The following is a 17,321-nucleotide window of genomic DNA, read 5'->3' as shown; positions in this document are numbered from 1 at the left end:
ACGACTTCGGGCGGACGGCGGTTAGGCTGGCGCCCGTGAAGGTCCTCGTCATCGGCGGCGGCGCCCGCGAACATGCCCTGTGCCGCTCTCTGTCCCTCGATCCCGACGTCACCGCTCTGCACTGCGCGCCCGGAAACGCCGGTATCGCCGAGGTCGCCGAGCTGCACCCGGTCGACCCGCTGGACGGCCCGGCCGTCGCGCGGCTCGCCGCCGTTCTCGGTGCCGATCTCGTCGTGGTCGGCCCCGAGGCGCCGCTGGTCGCCGGTGTCGCCGACCACGTCCGTGCCGCGGGGATCCCGTGCTTCGGCCCGTCTGCGGCTGCGGCGCAGCTGGAGGGCTCGAAGGCCTTCGCCAAGGACGTGATGGCCGGGGCCGGAGTGCCCACGGCCCGCAGCTACGTCTGCACGACCCCGGAGGAGATCGACGAGGCGCTCGACGCCTTCGGTGCCCCGTACGTGGTCAAGGACGACGGGCTCGCCGCGGGCAAGGGAGTCGTCGTCACCGGCGATCTGGCGCAGGCCCGCGAGCACGCGCTCGCGTGTGGCCGGGTCGTCATCGAGGAGTACCTCGACGGACCCGAGGTCTCCCTCTTCGCCGTCACCGACGGCGAGACGGTCGTTCCCCTGCGGCCCGCCCAGGACTTCAAGCGCGCTCTCGACGGCGACGAGGGCCCGAACACCGGTGGCATGGGCGCGTACTCCCCGCTGCCGTGGGCCGACCCCAAGCTGGTCGACGAGGTCATGGCGACCGTTCTCCAGCCGACGGTCGACGAACTGCGCCGCCGCGGCACGCCCTTCTCCGGGCTGCTGTACGCGGGCCTCGCGATCACGTCGCGCGGTGTGCGGGTCATCGAGTTCAACGCCCGCTTCGGCGACCCGGAGACCCAGGTCGTGCTCGCCCGGCTGAAGACTCCGCTGGCCGGGGTCCTGCTCGCCGCGGCGAACGGCACGCTCGACACCCTTCCGCCGCTGCAGTGGCGCGAGGACGCGGCCGTGACCGTCGTCATCGCCTCCCACAACTACCCGGACACACCGCGTACCGGTGACCCGATCGAGGGCCTGGACGAGGTCGCCGCCGAGGACGCGCCGCACGCGTACGTGCTGCACGCCGGTACGAAGCGGGACGGCGACGCGATCGTGAGCGCGGGCGGCCGCGTGCTCTCAGTGACCGCTACGGGCAAGGACCTGGCCGAGGCCCGTGAGCGCGCCTACCGGGCGGTGTCGCGCATCCGCCTGTCCGGCTCCCAGCACCGGACGGACATCGCCCGCGCGGCAGCGGAGGGCTGACGACCACAGCCGGCGGGCCGGCCGGTCCTCCCGGCGCCCGAACGCGCCGCACCTTCCTTCCGGACGGGGCCCGGGGCACACGGCGCCGGGCCCCGTCCGCGGCCGTACGCCCGGACCCGTTCTGTCGGGCTTCTCAGCGCCGCCTCAGACGTTCCGTCCGCGGCCGTACGCCCGGACCTGCCCGTGGCCGTACGCCCGGACCCGTAGGCCCGGGAACCGGCCGGGTCGGCTCGCCGGCAGGGCTCGTCCACATGCCCGGACCCGTACGCCCCGTCCGCGTCCATACGCCCCCGGAAACCGGCCGATCCTTTGCCCAAAGCCATTCCATCGAGTGATGGCTGAGCCATCCGGATGACGGTCGCCAAAGCCCCAACTAGGGTGCGGCGCAAGGGTTCCGGCACTTGGCCCACCGGCATTGCGATGTCAGTGGGCGGTGCCACAGTGGGGGAGTGACCAACACCGTCGCAGGGCAGAGGGGGTGACGTCCGGTCGTGTCCGGTACCGCTATCGGGGAGTCGGTGGGCGCTCGGGGCGCCCGTTCCAAGGCCCTCGCCGTGCTGCGCGTCCGCGGTTGGGCGACCGCCGTGGCGCTGCTCCCCGCCGCCTCGGCCGTGGTCCTGCTCGCCGGCGGTGCCATGGGGCGGATGACCGGTGGCGGCTGGGACGTCGCGCGCTGGACCGTGACGGTGTGCGCCGTGGTCGTGCTGCTCGCCACCACGGCGGTCGCCGCAGTCATCACCCGGGCGACTCCCGCGCTCAGCCCCACGGTGGAGCTTCCGGAGCGCTCGGCCCCCGATCTCTACCGGCTGGTCCATGACCTCGCCGAGCGTCTCGACGTGCCCGCGCCCTCCGCCCTCGCCCTCACCCCGGACTGCGACAGCTGGCTGGAGGACCGTACGCACCCGGCGCACTCCATATCCGGTGCCCGGCGGCGTTCGGGCAAGGCGCCGGTCCTGGTCATCGGCTCACCGTTCCTGTGGTGGATGCGGGTCGCCGAGCTGCGGGCCGTACTCGCCCCGGTCGTCGCGGGCACCGGCCTCGCCGCCGATCCCGACATAGCCGCCGCCCGCCGCTTCGTGCGCGGCCTGGACGCCGCGGTCGCCGACGCCGCCGACACAGGGCAGCGGCCCATACGCAGGCCGCTGTCGCTGCTGACCGGCCGGATGGCCCGGGCCCTGCTGCGCGCCTGTCAGATGCCTGCGGCCGAGATGGAGCGCTGGGTCGCGGCCGCCGCGTCCGAGCGTGCACAGGATGTGGACTACGGCCTGCGGATCGTCGCCCAGGAGCAGGTGGGCCTGGCCTATGCGGGCTGGGACCGGCTGCTGACCAGGGTCGCGCTGCCCGCCTGGCGCATGGGCCGCTGGCCCTCGCGGCTGGACGCGGGCGTCGTGTCGGCGCTGACCGAGCTGTCCCGGCGCGACCGTCTGGCCGAGGGGTTCACTTCGAGGCTGGGCGAGCGTCCGGCCTGTGACCTGCTGGAGGAGCCGGGGGCGGTGGACGAGGCGGCGTCGCTGCTCGCGGCGAGGCTGTTCCACGGCGGCCCGGCCGGGAGCGGCCCCAATTGGTCCCCGGTGGACTGGCAGCAGTATCCGGACGAGGTGGTGGACCGTAAGTGGCGTACGGAGGCCGCTCGTATCCACCAGGTCCTCGACGAACTGGGGGTTCCGCCGTCGGCCGGGCCAGACGGGCCGACGCTCACCCGCGTGATGGAGCACCTGTCGCAGCGGCCCGGCGGTGCTGCGAGCGAGGACTTGGCCGCCGCGCTCACCGCCCGTGCGGCCCGGGAGGAGGCCGGCCGTGAGGCCGGCGCCGCCGGGCAGTCACATGCCGCGCGGGAGGGGGTGGGTGACGCTCTGGCCCTGTGGGGCGGCGATCCGCTGCCCCTGTGCCCGCTCCAGCCCCCGCGCACCGGCCGTGAGCTGCTCGCGGACCATGTCGTCGCGATGGTGTGCTGCACCGCGGTCGACACCGTGGGTGCTGCGCCGGGCCTGGACTGGCTGGACGGGCCGGCGCTGCTGATCGACGGCGAGCGGCGTGGCGATCTCATGGCACCGGTGCTGAGCCTCGTCGAGGACGGTGACGCGCAGCCTCTGCGGGTGTGGCTCGGCTCCCTCGGCGTACGGCCGGAGAAGCCCGTCCGCCTCGCCTGAGCCGCACCACGCACCCCCGCTCGCCGCGCGCCCGCGACGACGCATCTCCCGGCCGGAGCCGTAGCTGCCCGCCACGACCGCGTCTCCCGGCCCGAGACGAGCCGTATCCCCCGCGGCAACCGCATCTCCCCGCCCCCAGGACTCGCTGCCCACGCCCCATCCGGAACGATCCCTTCCCCTTCGCGTCAATTCGCGACGAACGGTGACGGAGTGAGTGCGTTATGTGATGTGCTGGAGACCGGCGCTGAACAGGTCGGCGCGCAACCGTGGACCGGGGGCACCGAGGGAGGGCGAAGCATGGGGGCGGAGCAGATCCGGCGATGGGAATCGGGAGCCCTCGCACACGCCGTCAGCGACCCCTTCGGGCAGGGCCCGCTCCCCTGGCTGCGCGGTGGTGAGCACTACTTCGGCGACACCGGCCAGGTCGTCCCCTGGTACGCCGACCCGGCCCTTGCCCGTGGCGGATCCTGCGGTTCCGGCGGCCCGCGTACGGCGGACGACGTGCACCGCCAGATCAAGGGGTTCGTGTCGCCGGGGGCGGCTGCGCCCGGCGAGGCGATCGATTTCCACGTCACCGTGGACCCGCCGCAGCAGTTTTCGGTCGACATCTATCGCATCGGGCACTACGGCGGCGACGGCGCCGCGAAGATCACCACGAGTCCGCGGCTGTCCGGCATCGTCCAGCCGCCCCCGCTCACCGCCGACCGCACGGTCTCCTGTCACCACTGGTGGCTCTCGTGGCGGCTCCAGATCCCTTCGTACTGGTCGATCGGCGCGTACGTCGCCGTGCTGACCACGCTCGACGGCTACCGGTCCCACATCCCCTTCACGGTCCGCGACGACCATCCGGCCGACCTGCTGCTGCTCTTGCCCGACGTCACCTGGCAGGCGTACAACCTCTATCCGGAGGACGGTCGCACCGGCGCGAGCCTGTACCACGCGTGGGACGAGACCGGCCGGCTCCTCGGCGAGGAGGACGCCGCCGTCACGGTCTCCTACGACCGCCCCTATGCGGGTGCCGGCCTGCCCCTGCACGTCGGCCATGCCTACGACTTCATCCGCTGGGCCGAGCGCTACGGCTACGACCTGGCCTATGCCGACACCCGCGATCTCCACGCGGGCCGCGTCGATCCCTCCCGTTACCGCGGCCTGGTCTTCCCCGGCCACGACGAGTACTGGTCGGCGCCCATGCGCCACGCCGTCGAGGCCGCCCGCGACCGGGGCACCTCGCTGGTCTTCCTCTCCGCCAACACCATGTACTGGCGGGGCGAACTCGGTCCGTCCCCGTCCGGGAGGCCCGAGCGCCTGCTGACCTGTCGCAAGCGCCGCGGCCCCGGCAAACCGGCCCTGTGGCGCGAGGTGGACCGGGCCGAGCAACTGCTGCTGGGCATCCAGTACGCGGGCCGTGTTCCCGAGCCCTCGCCCCTCGTCGTGCGCAACGCGGACCACTGGCTGTGGGAGGCGACCGGCGCGGGCGAGGGCGACGAGCTGCCCGGCCTGGTCGCGGGCGAGGCCGACCGCTACTTCCCGCGCACCGCGCTGCCCGAGCACGTCGGCCGCATCCTGCTCGCGCACTCGCCCTACGAGGACGGCGACGGGGTACTGCGCCACCAGGAGACGTCGCTGTACCGGGCGCCGTCGGGCGCCCTGGTGTTCGCCTCCGGCACCTTCGCATGGTCACCCGCCCTGGACCGGCCCGGTCATGTGGACCCGCGCATCCAGCGGGCGACGGCCAACCTCCTGGACCGCATCTGCAAACGCGACTAGGCCGCCCGGTCCGCCGCGTCCGGCACCCTGCCCGGGAGAGTCCCGCCCGGATACGGGACAATCGGATCCGTTGTACGTAACCACGCGGAGGAACCGTGTCCGGATTCGTCGAAAAGCCCGAGCCGACCCAGGTGCCCGGCCTGGTGCATCTGCACACCGGCAAGGTGCGCGACCTGTACCGGAACGAGGCGGGCGACCTTGTGATGGTGGCCAGCGACCGCATCTCCGCCTTCGACTGGGTGCTGCCCACCGAGATCCCCGACAAGGGCCGGGTCCTGACCCGACTGTCCCTGTGGTGGTTCGAGCGGCTGGAGGACCTCGTCCCGAACCATGTGCTGTCCACCGAGCTGCCCGCCGGTGCCCCGGCCGACTGGGAAGGCCGCACCCTGGTCTGCAGGTCGCTGAACATGGTCCCGGTCGAGTGCGTCGCCCGCGGCTATCTGACCGGCTCCGGCCTGGTCGAGTACGAGCAGACCCGTACGGTCTGCGGCCTGGCGCTCCCCGAGGGGCTGCGCGACGGCTCCGAGCTGCCCGCCCCCATCTTCACGCCGGCCACCAAGGCGGCCGTCGGCGACCACGACGAGAACGTCAGCTACGAGGAGGTCGCCCGCCAGGTCGGCGCGGAGACCGCCGCCCATCTGCGCCGCACGACGCTCGACGTGTACGCGCGTGCCCGCGACATCGCCCGGGAGCGCGGCATCATCCTGGCCGACACCAAGTTCGAGTTCGGCTTCGACGGGGACACCCTGGTCCTCGCGGACGAGGTGCTGACCCCGGACTCGTCCCGCTTCTGGCCCGCCGCCTCCTGGGAGCCGGGCCGCGCCCAGCCGTCGTACGACAAGCAGTACGTACGCGACTGGCTGACGTCGCCGGCCTCCGGCTGGGACCGCAGGAGCGAGCAGCCGCCGCCCGCGCTGCCGCAGGACGTCGTGGACGCGACCCGGGCGAAGTACCTGGAGGCGTACGAGCTGCTGACGGGGACGACCTGGAGCTAGTGCCTCCCGGCAGGCTTCGGCCTGCCGCGCCGCACGCCCTCTCACGGCCTCCCGCAGGCCTCCACCCCCGCAGGCCCCCCGTCGTAGCCCTTCGGCCACGGGGGCCCGGCGCTGTGTTGGTCAAAGGCCAGTGGCTCCGCCACGAGGGCTTCCAGCCGCTCGCCGGTCTCCACCGTGGCCCTTCGGTACGGGAGGAGCCCCAGCCACCGGACGATGCTCCTCGGCGGGCACACACGGCCTGTCGCGGCACAGGAAGCGCACGAGAAAGCCCCCGGCGAGATCGCCGGGGGCTTTGTGTCGAGCGGACGACGAGATTCGAACTCGCGACCCTCACCTTGGCAAGGTGATGCTCTACCAACTGAGCCACGTCCGCATGCGCCGTAGCGCGGGGACCACTATACCCAAACTCGGAGGTGGATGAGACATACGGCCGTACAGATCTCCGGGACGGTCTCCGCCAGGCCGCCAGGCCGCCCGGACCGCCCGGAGCGTGGGACCCGCCGCCGAGGTTCGGGATACGCGGCGAGCGGCATCGGGAGCAGCACCCTGTATGCGGGGATTCCTGTGGCAATCGTCACAGGGCCGGATATCCGGTACCGGAGAACGGCGAAGGCCCCGGTCATATCGACCAGGGCCTTCGCTCTCTGAGCGGACGACGAGATTCGAACTCGCGACCCTCACCTTGGCAAGGTGATGCTCTACCAACTGAGCCACGTCCGCATTGCTGCCGCTCGGCTCTCACCGGGCGGTGCGTTGACCACTGTACCTGATCCACATCGGTGGACGGTAATGATGGTGCAGAGCGGGTGACAGGAATTGCACACTGCGCCTTCCCCCTGGAAGGGGGATGTTCTGCTACTGAACTACACCCGCATGCTCGGTGGGCCGGGCCTTTCGGCCTTGCCCTTCGGCGTGCTCCAGACTCTAGCCGATCACCGGGGGTGCGGTGCAACTCGGTTCGGCCCGGTCCTCGCGCGCGGGCCGGGCCCCGGCCCCGGGGGGCCGGCCGCTCAACTGGCCTCGCGGAACGCCTCGTACACGCGCTTGGGGATACGGCCCCGGGCGGGCACGTCCATCTTGTGCGACTGTGCCCAGGCGCGGACCGCGGCCGGGGAAGGCTCGAGCGAGGTGTGCCGGTACGAGATGCGCGCCTTGTCGCGCTTGGTGACCTTCGTCAGCTTTCGGCCCGCGGCCACGTACGGGGCCAGGGCCTTGCGCAGTTTCTTTGCATTGGATGTATTGAGGTCGATCTCGTACGACTTCCCGTCGAGACCGAACATGACCGTTTCCGCCGCTTCTCCGCCGTCGATGTCATCGGAGAGCGTGACCACTACTCGCTGAGCCACGGATATCGGTCCTTTCCCTGCGGTATCACCGGTTCTGACGTGCGGCGATACCGGCTTTACGGCCGTTGAGGGGCAATGCTGCTTTCCTCTGTATTCCTTTGTACAGCGCGCGACCACGCATTGTGAAGCCCCAGCAATTTTCCGCGCGTCTCCGCCGCAAAGGCGGCAGAGATTCTTTCCGGGGATTTCCGGTGGGTGCGGCGTATATCTACTCGCGTAGATTTTCGAGCCGGGTACGCTGAGGGAACCGCCCTCGCAACACACCACCGGGAGTGCCCGTGGCTCGCGTCGTAGTCGACGTCATGCTCAAGCCCGAGATCCTCGACCCCCAGGGGCAGGCGGTGCAGCGTGCACTGCCGCGTCTGGGATTCGCCGGGATCGCGGACGTCCGTCAGGGAAAGCGCTTCGAGCTGGAGGTGGAGGGGCCGGTCGACGACGCCGCCCTCGCCCGCATCCATGAGATGGCCGAAACGTTCCTCGCCAACACCGTCATCGAGGACTTCATCGTGAAGGTGGAGTCGTGACCTCTCGTATCGGAGTCGTCACTTTCCCCGGAACGCTCGACGACCGGGACGCTCTGCGTGCCGCCCGCCTCGCGGGCGCCGAGGCCGTTCCGCTGTGGCACCGCGACAAGGACCTCAAGCAGGTCGACGCGGTCGTCCTCGCCGGCGGCTTCTCGTACGGCGACTACCTGCGTGCCGGTGCCATCTCCCGCTTCTCGCCGGTGATGGGCACGATCATCGAGCAGGCGAAGGCCGGTATGCCGGTCCTCGGCATCTGCAACGGTTTCCAGATCCTCACCGAGGCCCATCTGCTGCCGGGCGCGATGCTGCAGAACAACCACCTGCACTTCATCTGCCGCGACCAGAAGCTGCGCGTCGAGAACGCGGACACCGCCTGGACCTCGGACTACGAGGCGGGCCAGGAGATCTCCGTCCCGCTGAAGAACATGGACGGCCGTTACGTCGCCGATGAGCGGGTGCTCGACGAGCTGGAGGCGGAGGGCCGCGTCGCCTTCCGCTACCTCGACGTCAACCCCAACGGTTCACTGCGCGACATCGCCGGCATCACCAACGCCGCGGGCAATGTGGTCGGTCTGATGCCGCACCCGGAGCACGCCGTGGAGCCGTTGATCGGTACGGGTCGTACCGACGGGCTCGGATTCTTCACCTCGATCCTGAAGAAGTTGGTCGCAGCATGACTCTGGACACCGTCAAGCACGCGGGCGAGACCCCGGATGCCGAGCAGCCCTGGAAGGAGCTCGGCCTCAAGGAGGACGAGTACGCGCGGATCCGCGAGATCCTCGGCCGCCGTCCCACCGGCGCCGAGCTCGCGATGTACAGCGTGATGTGGTCGGAGCACTGCTCGTACAAGAGCAGCAAGGTCCACCTGAAGCAGTTCGGCGAGAAGGTCCCCGAGAACGACGCGATGCTCGTCGGCATCGGCGAGAACGCGGGTGTCGTCGACGTCGGCCAGGGGTACGCGGTGACCTTCAAGGTCGAGTCGCACAACCACCCGTCGTACATCGAGCCCTACCAGGGCGCGGCGACCGGCGTGGGCGGCATCGTCCGCGACATCCTCGCGATGGGGGCGCGTCCGGTCGCGGTCGTGGACCCGCTGCGCTTCGGTGCGGCCGACCACCCCGACACCAAGCGCGTCCTGCCGGGCGTGGTCGCGGGCATCGGTGGCTACGGCAACTGCCTGGGCCTGCCTAACATCGGCGGCGAGGTCGTCTTCGACGCGTGCTACCAGGGAAACCCGCTGGTCAACGCCGGGTGCATCGGTGTGATGAAGCACGAGGACATCCACCTCGCCAAGGCGTCGGGCCCGGGCAACAAGGTCATCCTGTACGGAGCCCGGACCGGCGGCGACGGTATCGGTGGCGTCTCCGTGCTGGCCTCGGAGACCTTCGAGTCGACCGGTCCGGCCAAGCGGCCGGCGGTCCAGGTCGGTGACCCGTTCCAGGAGAAGCTGCTGATCGAGTGCACCCTTGAGATCTTCAAGGAGAAGCTCGTCGCCGGTATCCAGGACCTCGGCGGCGCCGGTCTGTCGTGTGCCACCTCCGAGCTGGCGAGCGCCGGCAGCGGCGGTATGCGGGTCGAGCTGGACACCGTGCCGCTGCGCGATGCGACGCTCTCGCCGGAGGAGATCCTCATGAGCGAGTCGCAGGAGCGCATGTGCGCGATCGTCGAGCCGCAGCACGTCGAGCGCTTCATGGAGATCTGCGAGAAGTGGGACGTCACCGCCACCGTGATCGGTGAGGTGACGGAAGGCGACCACCTGGAGATCTTCTGGCACGGCGAGCTGATCGTGGACGTGCCGCCCGGCACGGTCGCCCACGAGGGCCCGACGTACCACCGTCCCTTCGCGCGTCCGTCGTGGCAGGACGCCCTCCAGGCCGACGACGCGGGCAAGCTGCCGCGTCCGCGGACCTCCGAGGAGCTGCGCGAGCAGGTCCTGAAGCTGGTCGCCTCCCCGAACCAGGCCTCCAAGGCGTGGATCACGGATCAGTACGACCGGTTCGTGCAGGGCAACACCGTGCTCGCCCAGCCCGAGGACGCGGGCATGGTCCGCATCGACGAGGAGACCAACCTCGGCGTGGCCATGGCGACCGACGGCAACGGCCGGTACGCCAAGCTCGACCCGTACACGGGTGCGCAGCTCGCGCTCGCGGAGGCGTACCGCAACGTCGCCGCCTCCGGCGCGAAGCCGCTCGCGATCTCGGACTGCCTGAACTTCGGCTCCCCCGAGGACCCGGACGTGATGTGGCAGTTCGCCGAGGCCACCCGCGGTCTCGCGGACGGCTGCCTGAAGCTTGGCACGCCGGTCACCGGCGGCAACGTCTCGCTCTACAACCAGACCGGTGAGACGGCGATCCACCCGACGCCGGTCGTGGCCGTGCTCGGTGTGATCGACGACGTCAACCGCCGTACGCCGATCGCGTTCGCCGAGGAGGGGCAGCTGCTCTACCTGCTCGGTGACACCCACGAGGAGTTCGGCGGCTCGGCCTGGTCCCAGGTCGTCCACGACCACCTCGGCGGTCTGCCGCCGAAGGTCGACCTCGACCGGGAGAAGCTGCTGGCCGAGATCCTGATCTCCGCCTCGCGCGACGGCATGGTCGACGCCGCGCACGACCTCTCGGACGGCGGCCTGATCCAGGCCGTGGTCGAGTCCTGCCTGCGCGGCGGCAAGGGCGCACGCCTGGTCGTCCCGGACGGCCTCGACGCGTTCACCTTCCTGCTGAGCGAGTCGGCCGGCCGTGCGGTCGTCGCTGTCCCGCGAAGCGAGGAGCTCCGCTTCACCGACATGTGCGGTGCGCGTGGCCTGCCCGCCACCCGCATCGGCGTGGTCGACGGCGACGCGGTGGAGGTCCAGGGCGAGTTCGGCATCCCACTGAGCGAGCTGCGTACGGCGCACGAGGAGACCATCCCGGGTCTGCTGGTCTGACGCACGCCTCGTCCGACACACGCCATGTCGGACAGACGCGCTTCGAAGCCCCCGTCCGGACCGACCGGACGGGGGCTTCGGCGTTTCCCGGTTGAACGATATTACGTAGTTACGTAATATCGCTTCCATGGATCTGGAAGAACGGGTCACCGCGCTCGAGCGGCGGCTGGCGGCACTGGAGCACACCCCGTCCGCAGCCACGAGCCCGGCCGAGGGCGACTTCTGGGCGCTGGAGGGGCTGAAGCAGCAGCTCGCATCGGCCGGCGAAGCGGCGGCGGACGGCGGCGTGCTGTTCACCGGAGCCGTACGCCTGCCGACCGGGGAACGGTACGAGTGGCAGTACGGTGCGCTCACCGCGGGGCTCCTCGGGGAGGACGCCGGCGGCCCGGGGCGGACCGCCGAGTCGCTGGCGGCTCTCGGCCACGCCGTCCGCCTGCGCCTGCTGCGCGAGATCCTCGGCGGCCGCCGCACCGCCGCCGAGCTGGCCGAGCTCGAAGGGCTCGGCACCACCGGCCAGATCTACCACCATTTGCGCCAGCTGACCGGTGCGGGCTGGCTGCACACCACAGGGCGCGGCCGCTACGAGGTGCCGGGGGGCCGTGTGGTTCCGCTGCTCGTGGTGCTGACCGCCGCATGCCCTTGACAGCTCGTGACGCAGCGCCCGTGACAGAGCAAGGGGGAACGACCATGTCCGTCCGTAAAGCACTCCTGATCATCTATCGGTCGAGCTGGGTGGTGTTCTTCGCGCTCGTCGCCCTCGGCGTCTTCGTCGGACTGCCGTTCGCGTGGTTCTGGATCTGGCTCCCTGCGGTGCTCTCCCTCGCGATATTCGTGACCGGTTCCGTCCGCACCGCCCGGCTCGTGCGGCGTCAGCACCCGCGCGAGGCCGTCGAGGTCGATGCACCCGTGCGCGGTCGCTGGTCCGCCCTGAACAGCCCGGCCGACCGGACCCCCAGCCACGGCACCCACGGCTACGGGCAGACGTACGCCATCGACCTCGTGGCCGAGCCCGCCGAGGGTGCCCGGCCCGGCTTCCGGGCCCTGTGGCCGCTCGTCCGCCGCAGCAAGGACTTTCCGGCCTTCGGCGAGCCGCTGTTCGCCGTCGCCGATGCCACCGTCGTCCACGCCGAGGACCGTCAGCGCGACCATCTCAGCCGCAACTCGCTGCCCGCGGTGCTCTACCTGCTGATCGTCGAGGCGTCGTTCCGGGACCTCGGCGGAGTCCGCGGGATCTTCGGCAACCATCTCGTCCTGGACCTCGGTGACGGGGTGTTCGCCGCGTACGCACATCTCCAGCGCGGCTCGCTCGCCGTGCGGCCGGGGGACCGGGTCCGGGCGGGCCAGCTGCTCGCCGGGTGCGGCAACTCGGGCAACTCCTCCGAACCGCACCTCCACTTCCAGCTGATGGACGGCCCGGACGCGGACACCGCGGTCGGGATCCCGTTCCGCTGGCGCGGCCTCGAAGTCCCCAGGAACGGCGAGTTGTTCACTGTCGGTGAGACGGTGCCCGGCAGCCTGCCCACCCCGTAGGGTCGGCCCCATGCCGCCCGCGAAGAAGCGCCTCCGCGCCTACGACCCCGTCCGGACCCGTGCCGCCGTGCTCGCGCAGTTCCAGCAGGTGCGCGAGGTCGTGGGCGGGCTCGGCGAGGAGCAGCTCGCCCTGCCCACCCGGCTCGGGGAGTGGACCGTGCGGGAGCTGGCCGCGCACATCGCCATGGCGGTGGCGGCCGTCCCGCGGTATCTCGCGATGCCCGAGCCGGCGCGCCAGGAGGTCGCGCTGCTCGACTGGCCGTTCGCGACCGTCACGGCCGCCGGGCAGGTGGACGAGGACACCCGGGAGTTCGCCGCGGGCGCCGGTCTCCACGAGCTGTACGCGCGCACGGCCGAGCGCGTCGGGGAGCTGCTGCCCCTGGTGCCGGACGACCGGCTGGTGCCGACCCGGTTCGGTGCCATGAGGCTCGGGGACTTCCTCGTCACACGGACCGTCGAGCTGATCGTCCACACCGACGACCTGGCCGACGCGACCGGTCTGGACATCCCGTACGACCGGCAGGCACTCGCCGCCTGCACCCGGCTGCTCGCCGACGCGCTCGCGGTCAAGGCGCCCGGGGCGTCGACCGAGGTCAGGATTCCGCCGTTCGCCGTCGTTCAGTGCGTGGCCGGCCCCCGGCACACCCGGGGCACGCCGCCCAATGTCGTCGAGACCGATCCGCTGACCTGGATCCGGCTCGCCACCGGGCGCACGGGCTGGCCGGAGGCCGTGGACGCCGCCAAGGTCAGGGCCAGCGGCGAGCGGGCTGACCTGGGAGCGCTGCTGCCGATCCTCGGCTGATCGCGCCGGGCCGGGCGTCGGGGCCCCGGGCCGTACCGGCCTTGGAGACGGGGAACCGCTGTCGGGGCCGTCCCGTCCCAGGGGTATGCGCTACCAGCTGAGCATTCCTGTCACCGCCGTGGCCCTCCTGGCCCTGTCCGCCTGCGGCACGGAGCCGGGAGGCGGCTCCGGGAACTCCGTGGCGCCGGACGTCCCTCTCACCGGCGTGCGCTGGTCCGTGGACAGCGTGAGTGTGGACGGCAAGAAGACCGCGGCGCCCACCGACGCGTATGTCGAGATCACCGACAAGGGCCGGGCCATGGGCAACTACGGATGCAACCACTTCGGCGCCGACATCACGATCAAGGGCGACACCGTCACGGTCGGTCCCGGCGAGATGACCGAGATGGGCTGTGACAAGAAGGTCCAGGGCTTCGAGGACACCCTGCGCGCCGCGTTCTCCGGCAAGCTCAAGGCGAAGGTCACCGACGGCAGGCTCACCCTCACCACCGAGAAGGGCGACGCCATCGCGATGACCGCCGAGCAGCCCGCCCCGCTGATCGGCACCAGGTGGACCGTGGACTCCCTGGTGTCCGGTGAGACCGCCACCTCCCTGCCCGCCGGCACGGAGGGCAAGGCTCACTTGACCATCGCCGAGGACGGAACCGTCGGCGGCAGCCTCGGCTGCAACCGTTTCTCCAGCACCGCGAAGGTCTCCGGCGACTCGATCACCCTCGGCCGTCTCGCCTCCACCAGGAAGCTGTGCCCGGGGCCGGAGATGGATCTGGAGCGTGAGCTGGTCAAGGTCCTCGGCCAGGGGACGGTGAAGTACGAGGTGAAGCACCGCACGCTGACCCTCACCGCGTCGAACGGCAAGGGTCTGGCGGCGTTCGCGGACATGCGCTGATCAGGCGTGGGCACACCCCTCTGAATCGGGTGCGGCGAGGGGCCTGAGAGGCGTTGCGGCATGCCCGGAATGCCCCGTAAAGGAACCGGACGCCGACAGCACCGGATGTGAACTGGCGCACGCGGCCGCAGGCGGCGCTCGCCCCGCCGACCAGGGCGGCAGGGCGGCGCTTCCACGCACGTGACAGCACGGTCGCCGCAGGGACTGCCCACCGGGAGCTCGGCCGGTCCCGGCCAGGTGGGTCGACGTTCGTCTCAGGATGCGGACGTGCCGACGGACACGCTGCCGATCTCCGTGCAGCGCACGGACGGCCGCCGGAGCCACGAGAATTCCTGCCCTCGGCGTGTCATGAGCACCGCCCGCCGGGCTCCCGGAAACCGGTTGCGTGGCATCCCCAATTCGGACCAGTGGTCGATCTCGCCTACACTCGGTGGCGTGCCACGTGGTGACGGACGACTCAACCACGACCTGCTCCCCGGCGAGAAGGGCCCCCAGGACGCTTGCGGCGTCTTCGGTGTCTGGGCTCCGGGTGAAGAGGTCGCGAAGCTCACTTACTTCGGGCTCTACGCCCTCCAACATCGAGGCCAGGAATCCGCGGGAATCGCGGTCAGCAATGGCTCTCAGATCCTCGTCTTCAAGGACATGGGCCTGGTGTCCCAGGTCTTCGACGAGACCTCTCTCGGCTCCCTGACCGGTCACATCGCGGTCGGTCACGCCCGCTACTCGACCACGGGCGCCTCCGTGTGGGAGAACGCGCAGCCGACGTTCCGGGCCACGGCCCACGGCTCGATCGCGCTCGGCCACAACGGCAACCTGGTCAACACGGCGCAGCTGGCCGAGATGGTCGCCGAGCTCCCCAAGGAGAACGGCCGGTCCACCCAGGTCGCCGCGACCAACGACACCGATCTGGTCACCGCTCTGCTCGCCGGACAGGTCGACGACGACGGCAAGCCGCTGACGATCGAGGAGGCGGCCGCCAAGGTCCTTCCCGAAGTCCGGGGCGCCTTCTCGCTCGTCTTCATGGACGAGGGCACCCTCTACGCGGCCCGCGACCCGCAGGGCATCCGCCCGCTGGTCCTCGGCCGTCTCGACCGGGGCTGGGTCGTCGCCTCCGAGAGCGCCGCGCTCGACATCTGCGGCGCCAGCTTCGTCCGCGAGATCGAGCCCGGTGAGCTCATCGCCATCGACGAGAACGGCATCCGCACCTCTCGCTTCGCAGAAGCGAAGCCCAAGGGTTGTGTCTTCGAGTACGTCTACCTGGCGCGTCCCGACACCGACATCGCCGGCCGGAACGTCTACCTCTCCCGGGTCGAGATGGGCCGGAAACTGGCCAAGGAAGCCCCGGTCGAGGCCGACCTCGTCATAGCGACGCCGGAGTCCGGAACGCCCGCCGCGATCGGCTACGCCGAGGCGAGCGGCATCCCGTACGGCTCCGGCCTGGTGAAGAACGCCTACGTGGGCCGCACCTTCATCCAGCCCTCGCAGACCATCCGCCAGCTGGGCATCCGCCTGAAGCTGAACCCGCTCAAGGAAGTCATCCGCGGCAAGCGGCTGGTCGTCGTCGACGACTCGATCGTCCGCGGCAACACCCAGCGGGCCCTTGTGAAGATGCTCCGCGAGGCCGGTGCCGCCGAGGTCCACATCCGGATCTCGTCCCCGCCGGTCAAGTGGCCGTGCTTCTTCGGCATCGACTTCGCGACGCGCGCCGAGCTCATCGCCAACGGCATGTCGATCGAAGAGATCGGCAAGTCCCTGGGCGCCGACTCCCTCGCGTACATCTCCATCGACGGCATGATCGAGGCGACCACCATCGCCAAGCCGAACCTCTGCCGCGCCTGCTTCGACGGCGAGTACCCGATGGAGCTGCCCGACCCCGAGCTGCTGGGCAAGCAGCTTCTGGAGACCGAGCTGGCGGGCGGCGCCGATGCCGCCGACGCGCTCCGTCGCCCGTGATCCCTGCAGTACGACACGAAAGCTCTCAACCTCATGAGTGAGACTCCCAGTGCCGAGGGCGGCGCCAGCTACGCAGCCGCTGGTGTCGACATCGAAGCGGGTGACCGCGCCGTCGAGCTGATGAAGGAGTGGGTGAAGAAGACGCAGCGCGCCGAAGTCGCGGGCCTCGGCGGCCTCGGTGGATTCGCCGGCCTCTTCGACGCCTCCGCCCTCAAGCGCTACGAGCGACCGCTGCTCGCCTCCGCGACCGACGGCGTCGGCACGAAGGTCGACATCGCCCGCCGGATGGGCGTGTACGACACCATCGGCCACGACCTGGTCGCCATGGTCATGGACGACATCGTCGTCTGCGGCGCCGAGCCGCTGTTCATGACCGACTACATCTGCGTCGGCAAGGTGCACCCCGAGCGGGTCGCCGGCATCGTCAAGGGCATCGCCGAGGGCTGTGTCCTCGCCGGTACGGCGCTGGTGGGCGGCGAGACCGCCGAGCACCCCGGCCTGCTGGGCCCGGACGACTTCGACGTCGCCGGGGCGGGCACGGGCGTGGTCGAGGCCGACCGGCTGCTGGGCGCTGATCGCATCCGTACGGGTGACGTGGTCCTCGCGATGGCGTCGTCGGGGCTTCACTCCAACGGGTACTCGCTGGTGCGCCACGTCCTCTTCGATCGGGCGAAGATGTCGCTGGAGACGCAGGTCGAGGAGCTCGGCCGGACGCTCGGCGAGGAGCTGCTGGAGCCCACCAAGATCTATTCGCTGGACTGTCTCGCGCTCACCCGGACCACCGAGGTGCACGCGTTCAGCCACATCACCGGCGGCGGGCTCGCCAACAACCTGGCCCGGGTCGTCCCGGACCACCTGCACGCGACGGTCGACCGCTCCACCTGGGCCCCCGGCGCCGTGTTCGATCTCGTCGGCACGGCCGGCCGGGTCGAGCGGCTGGAGCTGGAGAAGACGCTCAACATGGGCGTCGGCATGATGGCCGTCGTCCCGGCGGCCTCCGTCGACGTGGCGCTGACCACGCTCGCGGACCGCGGTGTGGACGCCTGGGTCGCGGGCGAGATCATCGAGCGCGGAGACCACGGCACGGGCGCCGCGCTGACGGGTGACTACGCGATCTGAACAGCACAGAACCCGGTCCGGGGCCTGCCCCGGACCGGGT

14 protein-coding genes and 3 tRNA genes are annotated in these 17,321 nt (G+C 71.0%); 13 read left to right on the top strand and 4 right to left on the bottom strand.

The window, feature by feature from the left end; genetic code table 11:
- The first annotated feature begins 35 nt into the window (after positions 1-35).
- The 4 genes from purD (at position 36) to ACH5AF_RS16960 (ending at position 6,198) form a co-directional block, all read left to right on the top strand.
- Positions 36-1,286 (top strand): phosphoribosylamine--glycine ligase, encoded by a 1,251-nt coding sequence (purD, locus tag ACH5AF_RS16975; RefSeq protein WP_398902436.1) that lies wholly within the window; start codon positions 36-38, stop codon positions 1,284-1,286.
- Between the two features lie 491 nt (positions 1,287-1,777).
- Positions 1,778-3,436 carry a hypothetical protein gene (locus ACH5AF_RS16970; protein WP_398902435.1) on the top strand — a complete coding sequence of 553 codons (1,659 nt, stop codon included), beginning with the start codon at positions 1,778-1,780 and terminating at the stop codon, positions 3,434-3,436.
- Between the two features lie 297 nt (positions 3,437-3,733).
- Complete coding sequence (locus ACH5AF_RS16965) at positions 3,734-5,203, top strand: N,N-dimethylformamidase beta subunit family domain-containing protein (protein WP_398902434.1); 1,470 nt, start codon at positions 3,734-3,736, stop codon at positions 5,201-5,203.
- Positions 5,204-5,298: 95 nt separating this feature from the next.
- A complete protein-coding gene (locus ACH5AF_RS16960) occupies positions 5,299-6,198 on the top strand; it encodes a phosphoribosylaminoimidazolesuccinocarboxamide synthase (RefSeq protein ID WP_398902433.1) in 900 nt (299 codons plus the stop codon).
- A 300-nt stretch (positions 6,199-6,498) separates the two neighbouring features.
- Here ACH5AF_RS16960 and ACH5AF_RS16955 read toward each other — a convergent pair.
- From ACH5AF_RS16955 to ACH5AF_RS16940, 4 genes are all read right to left on the bottom strand, one after another.
- Positions 6,499-6,571, bottom strand: a tRNA-Gly gene (locus ACH5AF_RS16955).
- Between the two features lie 274 nt (positions 6,572-6,845).
- A tRNA-Gly gene (locus ACH5AF_RS16950) sits at positions 6,846-6,918 on the bottom strand.
- 81 nt (positions 6,919-6,999) lie between these two features.
- Positions 7,000-7,071: transfer RNA gene (locus ACH5AF_RS16945), tRNA-Gly, on the bottom strand.
- Between the two features lie 137 nt (positions 7,072-7,208).
- Positions 7,209-7,544, bottom strand: coding sequence for an Lsr2 family protein (locus tag ACH5AF_RS16940; protein WP_398902432.1), 336 nt, complete (start codon positions 7,542-7,544; stop codon positions 7,209-7,211).
- A gap of 278 nt (positions 7,545-7,822) precedes the next feature.
- Between ACH5AF_RS16940 and purS the strand changes: the two genes are divergently transcribed.
- The 9 genes from purS (at position 7,823) to purM (ending at position 17,281) form a co-directional block, all read left to right on the top strand.
- Entirely contained in the window at positions 7,823-8,068 is a 246-nt protein-coding gene (gene purS / locus ACH5AF_RS16935; protein WP_017240564.1) for a phosphoribosylformylglycinamidine synthase subunit PurS, read from the top strand.
- Positions 8,065-8,745, top strand: a complete 681-nt coding sequence (purQ, locus tag ACH5AF_RS16930; RefSeq protein WP_398902431.1) for a phosphoribosylformylglycinamidine synthase subunit PurQ — start codon at positions 8,065-8,067, stop codon at positions 8,743-8,745. Before purS ends, purQ begins: the two co-directional genes overlap by 4 nt.
- On the top strand, positions 8,742-10,991 hold the full coding sequence (gene purL, locus ACH5AF_RS16925) for a phosphoribosylformylglycinamidine synthase subunit PurL (RefSeq protein WP_398902430.1): 2,250 nt from the start codon (positions 8,742-8,744) through the stop codon (positions 10,989-10,991). The genes purQ and purL overlap by 4 nt, the downstream gene beginning before the upstream one ends.
- 127 nt (positions 10,992-11,118) lie before the next feature.
- The gene (locus tag ACH5AF_RS16920; protein WP_398902429.1) at positions 11,119-11,634 is read left to right on the top strand and encodes an ArsR/SmtB family transcription factor; all 516 of its coding nucleotides are present in this window, start codon (positions 11,119-11,121) and stop codon (positions 11,632-11,634) included.
- A gap of 44 nt (positions 11,635-11,678) precedes the next feature.
- On the top strand, positions 11,679-12,521 hold the full coding sequence (locus ACH5AF_RS16915) for a M23 family metallopeptidase (RefSeq protein ID WP_398902428.1): 843 nt from the start codon (positions 11,679-11,681) through the stop codon (positions 12,519-12,521).
- A 10-nt stretch (positions 12,522-12,531) separates the two neighbouring features.
- A complete protein-coding gene (locus ACH5AF_RS16910) occupies positions 12,532-13,323 on the top strand; it encodes a sterol carrier family protein (protein ID WP_398902427.1) in 792 nt (263 codons plus the stop codon).
- 85 nt (positions 13,324-13,408) lie between these two features.
- Positions 13,409-14,209, top strand: a complete 801-nt coding sequence (locus ACH5AF_RS16905) for an META domain-containing protein (protein WP_398902426.1) — start codon at positions 13,409-13,411, stop codon at positions 14,207-14,209.
- A gap of 435 nt (positions 14,210-14,644) precedes the next feature.
- Positions 14,645-16,162: an amidophosphoribosyltransferase gene (gene purF / locus ACH5AF_RS16900; RefSeq protein WP_398902425.1), complete on the top strand. Its 1,518-nt coding sequence runs from the start codon at positions 14,645-14,647 to the stop codon at positions 16,160-16,162.
- A gap of 33 nt (positions 16,163-16,195) precedes the next feature.
- Positions 16,196-17,281 (top strand): phosphoribosylformylglycinamidine cyclo-ligase, encoded by a 1,086-nt coding sequence (purM, locus tag ACH5AF_RS16895; RefSeq protein WP_398902424.1) that lies wholly within the window; start codon positions 16,196-16,198, stop codon positions 17,279-17,281.
- Positions 17,282-17,321 lie beyond the last annotated feature (40 nt).

The organism is Streptomyces sp. NPDC018833 (genome assembly GCF_044390825.1).
Lineage (GTDB): Bacteria > Actinomycetota > Actinomycetes > Streptomycetales > Streptomycetaceae > Streptomyces.
Note: the sequence above shows the minus strand (reverse complement) of the source record. Positions and strands in the feature narration are given on the sequence as shown.

Excerpts from the sequence above, each read along its gene's own strand:
- ACH5AF_RS16965 (WP_398902434.1), top strand. The coding sequence starts at position 3,734 with ATGGGGGCGGAGCAGATCCGGCGATGGGAATCGGGAGCCCTCGCACAC.
- purL (WP_398902430.1), top strand. The coding sequence starts at position 8,742 with ATGACTCTGGACACCGTCAAGCACGCGGGCGAGACCCCGGATGCCGAG.
- ACH5AF_RS16920 (WP_398902429.1), top strand. The coding sequence starts at position 11,119 with ATGGATCTGGAAGAACGGGTCACCGCGCTCGAGCGGCGGCTGGCGGCA.
- ACH5AF_RS16915 (WP_398902428.1), top strand. The coding sequence starts at position 11,679 with ATGTCCGTCCGTAAAGCACTCCTGATCATCTATCGGTCGAGCTGGGTG.
- ACH5AF_RS16910 (WP_398902427.1), top strand. The coding sequence starts at position 12,532 with ATGCCGCCCGCGAAGAAGCGCCTCCGCGCCTACGACCCCGTCCGGACC.
- ACH5AF_RS16905 (WP_398902426.1), top strand. The coding sequence starts at position 13,409 with ATGCGCTACCAGCTGAGCATTCCTGTCACCGCCGTGGCCCTCCTGGCC.
- purM (WP_398902424.1), top strand. The coding sequence starts at position 16,196 with ATGAGTGAGACTCCCAGTGCCGAGGGCGGCGCCAGCTACGCAGCCGCT.